The 12,361-nt window shown below is 68.9% G+C and carries 12 protein-coding genes and 1 pseudogene; 1 reads left to right on the top strand and 12 read right to left on the bottom strand.

Annotated features, from left to right (window positions below; genetic code table 11):
* Together DEIPI_RS28075 and DEIPI_RS0102985 are read right to left on the bottom strand one after the other, a co-directional pair.
* Window positions 1-1,731: ABC-F family ATP-binding cassette domain-containing protein (locus DEIPI_RS28075; RefSeq protein WP_045233535.1), on the bottom strand; the 1,731-nt coding region annotated here is incomplete at its 3' end.
* 673 nt (window positions 1,732-2,404) lie between these two features.
* Window positions 2,405-2,863, bottom strand: a complete 459-nt coding sequence (locus DEIPI_RS0102985; RefSeq protein ID WP_027480800.1) for a hypothetical protein — start codon at window positions 2,861-2,863, stop codon at window positions 2,405-2,407.
* Window positions 2,864-3,475: 612 nt separating this feature from the next.
* Here DEIPI_RS0102985 and DEIPI_RS0102980 point away from each other — a divergent pair.
* Window positions 3,476-3,844 carry a hypothetical protein gene (locus DEIPI_RS0102980; RefSeq protein ID WP_157463432.1) on the top strand — a complete coding sequence of 123 codons (369 nt, stop codon included), beginning with the start codon at window positions 3,476-3,478 and terminating at the stop codon, window positions 3,842-3,844.
* Between the two features lie 93 nt (window positions 3,845-3,937).
* Here the strand turns inward: DEIPI_RS0102980 and DEIPI_RS0102970 are convergent, their stop codons facing one another.
* The 10 genes and pseudogenes from DEIPI_RS0102970 to DEIPI_RS38780 form a co-directional block, all read right to left on the bottom strand.
* Entirely contained in the window at window positions 3,938-4,336 is a 399-nt protein-coding gene (locus DEIPI_RS0102970) for a type II toxin-antitoxin system VapC family toxin (protein ID WP_027480798.1), read from the bottom strand.
* On the bottom strand, window positions 4,333-4,581 hold the full coding sequence (locus DEIPI_RS0102965) for an AbrB/MazE/SpoVT family DNA-binding domain-containing protein (protein ID WP_157463431.1): 249 nt from the start codon (window positions 4,579-4,581) through the stop codon (window positions 4,333-4,335). Before DEIPI_RS0102965 ends, DEIPI_RS0102970 begins: the two co-directional genes overlap by 4 nt.
* 114 nt (window positions 4,582-4,695) lie before the next feature.
* Window positions 4,696-6,120, bottom strand: coding sequence for an NADH-quinone oxidoreductase subunit N (locus tag DEIPI_RS28070; protein ID WP_045233549.1), 1,425 nt, complete (start codon window positions 6,118-6,120; stop codon window positions 4,696-4,698).
* A gap of 38 nt (window positions 6,121-6,158) precedes the next feature.
* Window positions 6,159-7,583, bottom strand: a complete 1,425-nt coding sequence (locus DEIPI_RS0102955; RefSeq protein ID WP_027480796.1) for a complex I subunit 4 family protein — start codon at window positions 7,581-7,583, stop codon at window positions 6,159-6,161.
* Entirely contained in the window at window positions 7,580-9,478 is a 1,899-nt protein-coding gene (nuoL, locus tag DEIPI_RS0102950) for an NADH-quinone oxidoreductase subunit L (protein ID WP_045233534.1), read from the bottom strand. The genes DEIPI_RS0102955 and nuoL overlap by 4 nt, the downstream gene beginning before the upstream one ends.
* Window positions 9,475-9,777, bottom strand: coding sequence for an NADH-quinone oxidoreductase subunit NuoK (nuoK, locus tag DEIPI_RS0102945; RefSeq protein ID WP_027480794.1), 303 nt, complete (start codon window positions 9,775-9,777; stop codon window positions 9,475-9,477). Before nuoK ends, nuoL begins: the two co-directional genes overlap by 4 nt.
* The gene (locus tag DEIPI_RS0102940; protein WP_027480793.1) at window positions 9,777-10,340 is read right to left on the bottom strand and encodes an NADH-quinone oxidoreductase subunit J family protein; all 564 of its coding nucleotides are present in this window, start codon (window positions 10,338-10,340) and stop codon (window positions 9,777-9,779) included. Before DEIPI_RS0102940 ends, nuoK begins: the two co-directional genes overlap by 1 nt.
* 67 nt (window positions 10,341-10,407) lie before the next feature.
* Window positions 10,408-10,938 (bottom strand): NADH-quinone oxidoreductase subunit NuoI, encoded by a 531-nt coding sequence (nuoI, locus tag DEIPI_RS0102935; RefSeq protein ID WP_027480792.1) that lies wholly within the window; start codon window positions 10,936-10,938, stop codon window positions 10,408-10,410.
* Window positions 10,939-10,941: 3 nt separating this feature from the next.
* On the bottom strand, window positions 10,942-12,117 hold the full coding sequence (gene nuoH / locus DEIPI_RS0102930; RefSeq protein WP_027480791.1) for an NADH-quinone oxidoreductase subunit NuoH: 1,176 nt from the start codon (window positions 12,115-12,117) through the stop codon (window positions 10,942-10,944).
* Window positions 12,117-12,361: pseudogene (locus DEIPI_RS38780) on the bottom strand (NADH-quinone oxidoreductase subunit NuoG); the annotation flags it as partial. The pseudogene DEIPI_RS38780 and the gene nuoH, both read right to left, overlap by 1 nt.

Raw genomic sequence — 12,361 nt, 5'->3', positions numbered from 1 at the left:
GAGGGCCGCCTCGGCGTTCGCGACCTGCGCTTCGAGCTCCTCCGCGCGGCGCTTGAGGTGCCACAGGCCCGGCGTCTTCTTCGCGGGCACGGCGGGCGCGGCCGCCCTGACGTCCTTGACCGGAACGGCCGAGGCGGGCACGTGCTTCTGTTTGTAGTACGCGTACCCGCCCGGGTACTCGAAGAAGCGTCCGTCCTCGATGAGCCAGATGCGGTCCGCGAGGTTCTCCACGAGACGGCGGTCGTGCGAGACCATCAGCAGGGTGCCGTCGTAGTCGTCGAGGGCCGCTTCGAGGCTTTCGAGCATCTCCATGTCGAGGTGGTTGCTGGGCTCGTCGAGGACGAGGAGGTTGTTGTCCTCCTGCGCGAGCTTCAGGAGGGCCATGCGGGCGCGCTCCCCGCCGGAGAGGCTGGAGATGCGCTTGTCGTGCGCCTCGTACGGGAAGAGGTACGCGCCGAGCAGGTCGTGCGCCTCCGTGTCCTTCTGGGTGTAGGCGCGCGCCTCCTCGTACAGGGTGGAGGTCGGCTCGACGCCGCGCAGGTTCTGGTCGTAGTACCCGACGCGGACGCGGGCGCCCGTGCGGACCTCGGCCTTCGGGTCGTCGGAGGGGGTCAGCCCGAGCAGGCAGCGCAGGAAGGTCGTCTTCCCCGCCCCGTTGCGTCCGATGAGGGCGACGCGGTCGCCGCGCCGCAGCGTGACGTTCACGTCCCGGAAGAGGTCGCGCCCGCCGAGCCGCTTGGAGAGGTGCCGCGCGTCCAGCACCACGTCACCGCTCTCGGGCGCGTGGAACAGCACCCGCGCGACGCGCTCCTCCGGCGGCGGGGCGCCCGTGGCGGCCTTCTTCATGCGCTCCAGGCGCGACTCCATCGCGCGGGCACGCCGGGCGAGCTTCGCCATGCCGAGCCCCCAGATCTTCATGCGCGCCGCCGACTTGGAGAGCTCGTCGATCTGCGCCTGCTCCACGGCGTGCCGGGCGGCCTGCAGTTCGAGGTCCGCCTCGAGCTGCTCGCGGAAGCGGGTGAAGTTCCCCGGGTACACCTTGAGGCCGCCGTCCCGCAGGTACGCGGTGCTCGTGCAGGCGGCGTCGAGGAAGGCGCGGTCGTGCGAGATCAGCATCACCGCGCCGCCGTAGCGGCCCAGGAAGCCTTCGAGCCACTCGATCATGACGATGTCGAGGTGGTTGGTGGGCTCGTCGAGGAGCAGCACGTCCGGGTTCTCCACGAGGAGCGCCGCGAGTCCCAGCCTCGTGCGCTCGCCGCCGGAGAGACCCGAGACGGCCTCGTGCTCGCGGCCACGGAAGCCGAAGGCGAGGGCGCTCGCGTCCTTGCGGGCGCGGCGTTCGTACCCGCCGCGCCGCGCGAAGTGCTCCAGCAGCTCCGCGTGCCGCTCGATGGCGTCGTCGCCCTCGGTCATGCGCTCCGCCGCCTCGGACAGTTCGGCCTCCAGCGCGTCGAGCTCGTGGAAGGCCGCGTCGAGGACGCCGCCCACGGTGGCGCCCTCCGGGAAGACGGGGTCCTGCCGCAGCGCGCGGATACGTACGCCGTCCGCGCGGCGCACCTCCCCGCCGTCCGGGTGGTCCTCCCCGGTGAGGAGGCGCAGCAGGGTCGTCTTGCCCGCCCCGTTGCGCCCCACCAGCGCGAGGCGGTCCCCGGCGCGCACCGTGAGGTTCACGCCGTCCAGCACGACGTGATGACCGTATTCCTTGTGGACGTCCGAGAGGGCCAGCAGCATTCAGGAAGTATAGAGCGCCGCCCGGGTCGCCTGTCCGGATGGCGGAGGGACGGGAGCGTGGACCGAGCAGGACGAATGCCCATGGCGTCGGACAGGTCGTCAGACGTCCAGGTCTCGCCGGGCTCCCGGAATCCTGGTGTGACCAATTACCGTCAGCACTTCTCGTTCGGAATGATCATAAAAAGGCAAACCCGTAGTTTGGGAGCTCATTAGTATGCGAATGTTCTTGACTGTTTCGATGTTGGTCGTGTTTACGTCAAGCTCTGCATTCGGGGCGCAACCTGCACCCAATCAGAATGCCGACGGGAGTGAAATCACGACAGCAACGGTGAGGCCCAAGCCAAGGCCAACACCAAAGCCGAAACCAAAGCCGAAACCGAAGCCGACTGCGGCCCCGACACTGCCGCCCGGCTGTGAACACGTCAACGGCGTGTTGAAATGCAACGGTTACGAAGCTCCGTAGCGTCGTAACCTGATTCGAGGGCCGTGGCATCTGCTGCGGCCTTCGTTCGTTTTGACGTGGCTTCGGTTCTTCGTCCGCTTTCACCGCGTCTCCCCTGCCACGACGACGACGCGGTCACCGGAGGACACCAGGCTGGGCGGCCTCGCGTACGAGGACCGCGAGATGTGGAGGAGCCGCGCGCGCGGGCCCTGCCGGACGACCTGCGCTGAGTCAGTCCCGCTTGCCGAAGAAGGTCACGGCGAGAAGCGCGCGGTAGTACGCGGTGGCGACGCGCAGGACGAGGCTGTCCGGCCCGAGCCGGTCGATCATCCACAGCACGATGGACTCCGTGAGGTCGTGCCGGGCGTCCGCGCCGGTGGCCTGCCGCTTCCACTCCGTCCCGAGGTACGCCTCCATCTCGCGGCGGGTGAAGAAGAAGCGGGCGTACACGAACCACAGGATCTCCAGGGTCATCAGGAGCGCGGCGAGGGCCACGACGACGACGACGGCCATGGCGGCGATCTTCAGGGGATCGCTCGTTCCCTCTCGGGGCACGCCGAGCGTCCGTTCGAAGAACGCCCCCACGTCCCCGGCGAGGAACGGCAGCACGAACATGACGAAACACAGGCCGCCGATCCCGACGAACGCGGCGTGACTCGCCGCGATGCCTTCGTAGAGGGGGGAGCGCATGAGCTCAGGATGCCCTGGACCGACGCAGAGGAGGGAGGAAAGCGAACGTGGGTTGAGGATGAGAGAGCGGAGTCGCACTCACGAAGAATCGGTGTGAGGAAAGTTACGCAAAGCGGCAAGGAGTATCCATAATAGGGATGGATCTTTTTGAGGAAATTTATGTCAAGGGTAGTTTTGCCTTTTCTTGCAACTCTTTCTTGCTTTATAGCTACACATTCTCTTGCACAGACCAAAATTAATATTCCTGGCCCCTTCGAGTGCAAGGGTGACATTGTTGAGGGCCAAGAGATCGTTATTTGCAACGATTTTGGTGGCAGAAGACAATTAAGTCTTCGAAATATTAGGATAAGGCAACGGGAATGGTGTGGAGAATTCCAGGGAGGGGTGAACGTCCCCTCTCAATACAAAGGCCGTCAGGCCTGCACCCGAAACCTGGGTCGGGACGGCATCGTCGTTGAGCTCAGATAATCCCAGCGTCCATCTTTGATACGAACGAGGAGCGTCAAATCACGCTCCTCGTTTCCTTTTTCACACGACTTTACGCGCACCATTACCTAGGCTCATTCACATAGAGATTTACCATAGAAGCATCGTTATTTGAATTCGATGCCTATGCATGTTCTCAAAGACCGTCTGGTCCTGCTTGTCCTCCTCGCGCTGATCTGGCTCCTCCCGGGCCAGCCCGCGTTCGCGGACGCGCCCCCGCCCACCCGGGAGTACTACACTTCCCGCACGGTAAAGTGCGGCCAGCTGTTCCCGAGTGGGGGCGAGGTCCCTGCGCCGAGGCCGTGGGCGCTCTGCAGGGACCGCGCCTTCACGGTGATCCTCCGGAACGTCAAGAAACTCGCCGAGGGCGAGTGGTGCGGCACGGTCGTGAACAGCGCCCCCAGGCTCAAGGACGAGGTGACCGTCTGCACGTCGGAACGTGCCGGGGGTCGGCTCGTCATCAACCGGGCGCCTCTGCTTCGCCTGCCAAGGTAATCGACGAAGGGGAGCGTTCACGCACGCTCACGCTCCCCTTCTCCCGTCGCTCCCACCTATCGCGCCGCGAGGGTCGCAGGCACGACCCGGTCTTTATCTGACGACCTGAACGTCCACACCGACGACGAGGGCGCTCCAGGCGCGATCGGCCGTCAGGACGGGCAGGCCGAGCCTCCGTCCGAGCGCGAGGCAGAAGCGATCTCCGAGGCTGAGACCGACCGACCGGGTAACGGGTCGGAGTTCCGCGACCACGACAGCGTCGACCGGTTGACCGATGTCGATGACGAGCGCCTCGTGGAGGACGCCGCGCTCGGTCAGGTCCCGCTCCACGTCGGCGGGAGCGACTCCGGCCTCCGCGAGTTTCGACAGGGTCTCGGCCCAGTTCACCGCGTGCATGACCGCGCCTCCCAGGAGGGCCGTCTCGACTTCCTCGTGGCCGGGCTCCGACTTCAGAAGCGCCAGAAGGGCGCTCGCGTCGAGAACGGCCCTCACTCCCGCGCGGCGTCCTCGTGCCGCTCGGCGATGAGTTCGTCCGCGAGACTGCGCTCCCCTCCAGCGTGAGCGTACAGTCCGACGATGCTCCGCACGGCCCGACTGGTCGTCGTCACTTCCGCGCGGCCCTCGTCGTCGATGCGGAAGAGGAGCTGGTCTCCTTCCTCAAGCCTCAGCCGTTGCCGGAGCGAACGGGGCAGGTTGATCCGCCCGTGTTCCTTCACATCCACCTTGAACGTCGTCATGCCCATATGTTGACAGAATAGGAACTTCTGTCGAAACGTACTGTATAGACAACTTCATTCGTCACGACAGAAAAAGGGAGCCGCGACGCGCGTCGCGGCTCCCCTTCCCATCGCCTACTTCGCCGCGAGGCTCGCGAGGACCCACTGGGCGGGCGCGTCGAAGACGTTGTACACGAGACCCGGCAGCACGCCGAGCAGCACGATCCCGACGACGCACACGCCGAGCGCGACGCCCGTGAAGGTCCCGACGCGCACGGCGGGCCGCACGGCCGCCGCGCTGCCCTCGGCGGGCATGAACATCAGCGCGGCGGGCCGCAGGTAGTACACGAGCGCCACGACGCTCGTCATCGCCGCGAGGACCGTGATGCCCACGTGACCCGCCTGGAAGGCCGCCTGGAACACGAGGTACTTCCCGAAGAAGCCCGCGAAGGGCGGCAGGCCCGCGAGGGACGCCAGGCACGCGGCGAGCGCGAGCGCGAGGCCCGGCTGGCGGTAGTACAGGCCGCGCAGGTCCGCGTTCTCCACGCCGCCCTCGTCGGGCTGGATCAGCGCGAGCACCGCGAGCGCCCCGGCGGTCATGAGGGTGTACGCGAGGAGGTAGAACACGAGGGCCGCGCCGCCCCGCGCGGGCTCCGCGAGCAGAGCGAGGCCCAGGAAGCCCGTGTGCGCCACCGCCGAGTACGCCAGCAGACGCTTGAAGTTGCGCTGCACGAGCGCGGCCGTGTTGCCCACGATGAGGGTGAGCGCCACGAGGACCTCCGCGACGCCCTCCCAGGCGCGCTCCACGGGGAACGCGCCGCCGAAGACGCGCAGCAGGCCCGCGAAGGCCGCGACCTTCACGACGGTGGACAGGAAGAGCGTCACGACGGTGGGCGCGCCGTGGTACACGTCGGGCGTCCACTGGTGGAAGGGCACGAGCGCCACCTTGAAGCCGAAGCCCGCGAGCATCATGAGGGCCCCGGCGATGAGGAGGGGCGTGTTCGCGAAGTTCTGCGCGCTCACGGCCTCGCGGATCCCGGCGAGGCTGAGGCTCCCGGTCGCGCCGAAGGTCAGGGCGATCCCGTAGATCAGGATGGCGCTGCCCACGGAGCCAAGCAGGAAGTACTTCATGCCGGACTCCTCGCTGCGGCGCGAGCCGTACAGGGTCGCCATGACGTACCCGGCGAGGCTCATGATCTCCAGCCCGATCAGCAGCACGATCAGGTCGCCCGCGAAGGCGATGAGCAGCATGCCCGTGACGGCGTAGAGCAGCATCGCGTCGAACTCCGGGAAGTTCATGCGGACGCGCGGCAGCTGATCCATGGACGCGAGGAGCGTCACGACGGCCCCGACGATCACGACGAGGCCGAAGCCGAGGGCGGGGTTGTCGGCGCGCAGGCTCCCGCCGAACGCGGTGGCGTTCGCGCCCCACAGGGTGAGCATGCTGAAGCCCGACAGGAGGAGCGCGACGATCGCGATGACGGCGACGACGCGGCGCTGCGTCCTGAACGCGACGGTCGCGACGAGCGCCCCGGCGAGGACGATGAGGATCGGCAGCATCGGCGCGAGCGCGATGTCGGGCGGGCGGAGTTCCGGAGTCACGCGCCACCTCCGAGGGAGCGGACGAAGGGCTGGATGAGGTTCAGGGCGGGCTGGCTGTACACGCCGAACAGGATGGCCGCCGCGAGCGGCACGGCCAGCACGGCCCACTCGGCGCCGCGCAGGTCGAGGACGCGCGTGGACCCCTCGGGGCGCACCTGCCAGAAGGTCCGCTGGTACGCGGTGAGGGCGTACGCGGCGGCCGCGATGGTGGAGAGCCCCCCCAGGAACGCGATCCAGGGCGCCACCTGGTACGCGCCGAGCAGCACGCTGAACTCCCCGACGAAGCCCGCGAGGCCCGGCACCGCGATGGACGCGAACCACAGGCTCATCGTGAGGCCCGCGAGCGCCGGCGCCTGCGTCATGACGCCGCCGTGGCGGACGTCGGTGCTGCCGACGCGCTGCCAGAGCATGCCCACCGCGAGGAACAGCGCGCCCGTGTAGACGTTCTGGAACGCGAGGAGGTACAGGCCGCCCGTCACGGCGATCGGCTGGAGGCTGAAGATGCCGAGCCCGACGAGGCCCATGTGGCTGAGGCCCGCGTAAGCGAGCAGCCGCTTCCAGTCGGTCTGCGCGAACGCCACCCACGCGCCGTACAGCGCCGTGAAGGCCGCGAGGGTCATCAGCAGGGGCCGCAGCGCCTCGGCGGCCTGCGGGAAGAGCGGGATGGCGAAGGCGAAGAGGCCGTACCCGCCGACCTTGTAGAGGGTGCCCATGGCGTCCGCGACGCCGCTGGGGTGGTTCTGCTCGTGGAAGTCCGGGAGCCAGGCGTGCAGCGGGAACAGCGGGAGCTTCACGGCCATCGCGGCGAGGAAGCCCAGGAAGAGCCACGTGCCCGCCGCGCCGGTCACGCGGTGCTGCAGGAGGTCCGCGAGGGCGAAGGTGGGCGACCCGCCGATGAGCTTCACGCCGATGATGCTGATCAGCATCAGCAGGGAGCCGAACAGGGTGTACGCGCCGAACTTCACGAGGGCGGGCATGCGGCGCGCGCCGCCGTACGTGGCGAGCATCAGGAGGGCCGGGATGAGGGCGTCCTCGAAGAAGACGTAGAACAGCACGAGGTCACGCGACGCGAAGATGCCCAGGAGGCCCGTCTCCATCGCGAGGACGTACGCGAGCATCGTGCCGGGGTTCTCCACGGCGCGCAGGGTGTAGACGAGCACGACGAGCGTCATGAAGGCCGTGACGAGCGCGAGCAGCAGGCTCACGCCGCCGAGCTCGACGCTGTACGTGATGCCGAGCGTGCGGACCCACGGGACCGAGACGAGGTCGGCACCGCCGCCCGCCCAGATGAGGAGGCCGATGCCGAGCGTGGCGGCGCCCGCGAGCAGGGCGGGCCACGCGCGCTGGCTGCGCGGCAGGAGTCCCACGACGAGGGACGCGACGAGCGGCAGGAAGATGAAGACGTGCTGGAGGGCGTTCACGAGTGGCCTCCGAGGGCGCGGAAGGCCCAGTAGAGCATCACGGCGGCCGTCCCGAGGAGCATGCTCACCGCGTACGTGCGGACGTAGCCGCTCTCCCAGAAGGAGGCCGCGCGGCCCGAGGGTTCCGCGAGGACCTCCGCCGTGCCCACGACCGCGCCGTCCACGCCGCGGTCCATCGCGTCGAACGCGGCGCCGAGCGCCCGGCTGGGCCGCCCGACCGCGCCGTCGTAGAGGTCGTCGAGGTACAGGGCCCTGAGGCTGGCGTTCCGCAGGGGACCGTCCGCGAGGGTGCCCGCGCGGTGACGCAGGTACGCCACGCCCAGCCCGATGACGCCCACCGCCACCGCCGCGAGCGTGAGGGCCCACTCGGCGCCCACCGTGAGGGTGGTCTCCTCGACGGGCAGGACCCGCCCGAGGTAGCCTTCGAGCCGGTTCGTGAAGCCCAGGAAGTGCGGCAGGCCGATGAAGCCGCCGACGACGCTGAGGACCGCGAGCGTCACGAGCGGCACGGCGAAGAGCGGCCCGCCCTCGTGCGGGTGGGCGCTGCCGCGGTACTGGCCGCGGAACACCAGGAAGTACCAGCGGCCCATGTAGAAGGCCGTGAGGAGCGCCACGAGCAGCCCGACGCCCCACAGGATCGGCTGCGCCTCGTACGCGCCCGCGAGGATCGCGTCCTTCGAGAAGAAGCCCGCGAAGATCGGGATGCCGCTGATGGCGAGCACGCCGATCAGGCTCACGGCGTGCGTGAGGGGCAGCTTCCTCGCGAGGCCGCCCATGCGGCGCACGTCCTGCTCCTCCGAGAGGGCGTGGATGACGCTGCCCGCCGCGAGGAACAGCAGCGCCTTGAAGAACGCGTGCGTGACGAGGTGGAAGATGCCCGCCGTGTACGCGCCGAGCCCCACCGCGAGGAACATGTAGCCGAGCTGCGACACGGTGGAGAACGCGAGGATCTTCTTGATGTCGTACTGGTTGAGGGCGCTGATCGCGCCGTAGAGCGCCGTGAGCGCGCCGATCACGGCGACCCAGGTGCTGGCCGCCGGGGCCTGCTCGAACAGCGGGTGGGAGCGCGCGACGAGGTACACGCCCGCGGTGACCATCGTCGCGGCGTGGATGAGCGCGGAGACGGGCGTGGGGCCCGCCATCGCGTCCGGCAGCCACGTCGTGAGGGGCAGCTGGGCGCTCTTGCCGACCGCGCCGACGAGCAGGAAGAGGCAGATCAGCTCGAAGGTCGCGCGGCCCGCCTGGAGTTCCGCGCCGCCCTCGAAGAGCTGCGGGATGACGAGCGTGCCGAACGCCTGGAACATCAGGAACATGCCCAGCATGAACCCGAGGTCACCGACGCGGTTCATGATGAAGGCCTTGCGGGCGGCGTTGCTGTTGTTCACGCCGTCCACCGCGCCGTGATCGTGATGCCCGGCGAACCAGAAGCCGATCAGGAGGTACGACGCGAGACCCACGCCTTCCCAGCCGACGAACATCAGCGGGTAGGAGTCGGCCAGCACGAGGATCAGCATGAGGCTCACGAAGAAGTTCAGGAACGCGAAGAACCGCGCGAAGCGCGGGTCGGTGCGCATGTACTCGATGGAGAACACGTGGATGAGGAAGCCCACGCCCGTCACGACGAGCGTCATCACCGCCGAGAGCTGATCGAGGTAGAAGCCCACCGAGAGGTTGCGGCCCTCGGCGGCGACGCCCGGCAGCCACGACCACAGCACGTCGTGGCGGGGCGCGCCGAGGTTGAGGTAGTTCAGCGCGGCCACCACGAAGGACGCGAGGACCGCGCCCGACGCGATCCAGCCCGCCGTGGTCCCACGCAGGAAGCGCCCGCCGAGGATGAGCACGGCGAAGCCGAGGAGCGGGAAGAGCGGGTAGAGCCAGAGTGGGAGCACGCTCATCCTTTCAGTTCGGCGAGGTCGTCGACGTTCGTGGACGCCCGCTTGCGGAAGATGGTGACGATGATGGCGAGCCCGATCGCGACCTCGGCGGCGGCGAGGGTCATCACGATGAACACCGCCGTCTGCGCGGTCAGGTCGCCCCAGGCGCGCGCGAACGCGACGAGCGCGAGGTTCGCGGCGTTGAGCATGAGCTCCACGGACAGGAAGATCAGCACGGCCGTGCGGCGCGTCATCACGCCGATCATGCCGATCGCGAAGAGCACGCCCGACAGGGCGATGTACCATTCCGTGCCGACCATCAGGCGCCCGCCCGCTCGCCCGACTCGATCGGCTGCGCCTCGGGCACGGCGCTGGGCTGACTGACGGGCCGCTTCACGAGCACGATGCTCCCGACGACCGCGACGAGCAGCAGGACGCTCACCGCCTCGAAGGGCAGCACGAAGCGCGTCAGCAGGGTCTCCCCCACCGCGCCGGGCGTGCCGTTTCGCAGCGCCGCCGCACCCTCCGCGAGGGGGCGGGGATCGCGCCAGCCGAGCGCGATGAGGCCGAGCGCGCCCGCGAGGGCCGCCCCGCCGAGCGCGGCGAGCTCGTTCACGAACCCGACGGGGTTGTGCGCCGTGACGGGCCTCGTCGCGTCGAGCAGCATGATCACGAAGAGGAACAGCACCATGATCGCGCCGGCGTACACGATCACCTGGACCGCCCCGAGGAAGTGCGCGTCGAGCGTGACGTACGTCATCGCGAGCGCGACGAGCGTCGCGACGAGCCCGAGCGCGGCGTGCACGGCGTTGCTCGCGATGACCGTCACGAGGGCGCCCGTGATGATCAGGACCGCGAGGACCACGAAGAAGAACGCACTCACTGGAGCCTCCGGAGGCGCGCCGAACGCACCGAGTCAAGCGGGCGACCGCTCGCGAGTGGGGAGCCACTCATTGGTACTTCACCCCTTCGAGTTCGGCGCGGGGCGTCACCTCGAAGCCGCTGCGGACGGGCTTCCCGAGCCGCGCGGCCTCGCGGCGCTGAGGCTTGGTGCCGGGCTGCCCGACGAGCATGTCCTCCTTGCCGTACACGAAGTCCGCGTAGCGGAAGTCGGCCATCTCGAACTCGTTGCCGAGCACGACGGCGCCCGTGGGGCAGGCTTCCTCGCACATGCCGCAGAAGATGCAGCGCAGCATGTTGATCTCGTAGACCTTCGCGTAGCGCTCGCCGGGCGAGACGGGCGCGGCGGGATCGTTCTCGGCGGCCTCGACGTAGATGGCGTACGCGGGGCAGGCGGCGGCGCACAGGCTGCACCCGATGCACTTCTCCAGGCCGGTGCCGGGGTGGCGCGTGAGGAAGTGCCGTCCGCGGAAGCGGGGCTTGATCTGCGCGCGCGACTCCGGGTAGGACACCGTGACGGGCTTCTGGAAGAGCTTGCCGAGCGTGACGCCCATGCCCTTGGCGATCTCGAGGACTCCCACTGGTCAATCACCTCCGAGGGGACGCCCGGACGGGGGCGGCGCGAGCTCCGTCACGCCGGTCGTGCGGGGAGAGTTGACGAGGACGCGGATGCGGTCGCTGCCGACGACGAGGGCGGCGAGGCCGAGCGCGCCGATGACGAACAGGGGCCAGCGCAGACCCTCGCGGGCGTACGCGACGTACCCGGCGGTGACGACGGTGTTGAGGAGCGCGGCGGGCAGCAGCAGCTTCCAGCCGAAGCGCATGAGCTGGTCGTAGCGCAGACGCGGGAGGGTGGCGCGCACCCAGATGAACAGGAAGAGGAACGCGGCGATCTTGAGGATCAGCCACACGAACGGCCACGCGCTGATGCCGGGGATGATGGCGTCGAGGAACTGCGGGCCGCGCCAGCCTCCGAAGAAGAGGGTGCTCATGATGGCGGACGCGGTGATCATGTTGACGTACTCCGCCATCTGGAAGAGCGCCCACTTGATCGCGTTGAACTCCGTGAGGTAGCCCGCGACGAGTTCCTGCTCGGCCTCGGGGAGGTCGAAGGGGGTGCGGTTCACCTCCGCGAAGGAGCTGATGATGAAGAGCGCGAAGCCCGTGAGCTGGAAGAGGATCAGCCAGCCGTTCGCGCCCTGCCAGTCGACGATGTCGCGCAACCTCGTGCTGCCGACGAGCATGAGGAGCCCCAGGACGCTGAGGCCCATCCCGAGTTCGTAGCTGATCATCTGCGCGCTGGAGCGCAGGCCGCCGAGCAGCGGGTACTTCGAGCCGGACGCCCAGCCGCCGAGGAAGATGCCGTACACGCCCATGCTGGTGAGGGCGAGCACGGCGAGCAGGCCGATGTCGAGGTCGTACACCCAGGGGTTGAGCCCGAAGAAGCTGTTCGCTGGCCCCGCCGGGATCGCGCCGAACGCGGTGAGCGCGCAGGCGATCGCGACGATGGGCGCGAGGGTGTAGACGACCTTGTCGGCGGCGGTGACGCGGAAGTCCTCCTTGAAGATGCTCTTGATGGCGTCGGCGGCGGGCTGCAGCAGCCCGAGCGGTCCGACGCGGTTGGGGCCGTGGCGGATCTGCATGCGGGCGAGCAGGCGGCGCTCGACGAGGGTCATGTACGCGAAGGTGGTGAGCAGCGCGAAGGCGAGCGCGACGCCCTTCACGACGACCCAGAGGAGGTCGGCGAGCCAGTAGGGCATCAGTCGTCACCTCCGACCATGTCGCCCCTGAGGCCGAGGTCGGCCATGGGGAGCATGACGAGCGGCTCGCGGCGCATGCCGGGCCGCCACAGGCGCGGCGTGTGCGGGACGCTCGTGGGGGCCTCGTGGCGCTCCCCGAGGGGCAGGATGACGCCGGTGGCGGGGATGTTCGTGAAGTCGTGCCCGAAGCGGTCCGCGAGGAGCTTCTGCGCGGAGCGCAGGCCGCGCGCGGGCGCGCGCAGCC

The sequence above is a fragment of the Deinococcus pimensis DSM 21231 genome (genome assembly GCF_000519345.1).
In the GTDB taxonomy this organism is placed as follows: domain Bacteria; phylum Deinococcota; class Deinococci; order Deinococcales; family Deinococcaceae; genus Deinococcus_A; species Deinococcus_A pimensis.
The sequence above is the reverse complement of the archived record's forward strand: the minus strand, read 5'-3'. Positions and strand labels throughout refer to the sequence as shown.

Coding starts and splice junctions, on each gene's coding strand:
- DEIPI_RS0102985 (WP_027480800.1), bottom strand. CDS start 2,863: ATGCGCTCCCCCCTCTACGAAGGCATCGCGGCGAGTCACGCCGCGTTC.
- DEIPI_RS0102980 (WP_157463432.1), top strand. CDS start 3,476: ATGCATGTTCTCAAAGACCGTCTGGTCCTGCTTGTCCTCCTCGCGCTG.
- DEIPI_RS0102965 (WP_157463431.1), bottom strand. CDS start 4,581: ATGACGACGTTCAAGGTGGATGTGAAGGAACACGGGCGGATCAACCTG.
- DEIPI_RS28070 (WP_045233549.1), bottom strand. CDS start 6,120: ATGCTGCCGATCCTCATCGTCCTCGCCGGGGCGCTCGTCGCGACCGTC.
- nuoL (WP_045233534.1), bottom strand. CDS start 9,478: ATGAGCGTGCTCCCACTCTGGCTCTACCCGCTCTTCCCGCTCCTCGGC.
- nuoK (WP_027480794.1), bottom strand. CDS start 9,777: ATGGTCGGCACGGAATGGTACATCGCCCTGTCGGGCGTGCTCTTCGCG.
- nuoH (WP_027480791.1), bottom strand. CDS start 12,117: ATGCCCTACTGGCTCGCCGACCTCCTCTGGGTCGTCGTGAAGGGCGTC.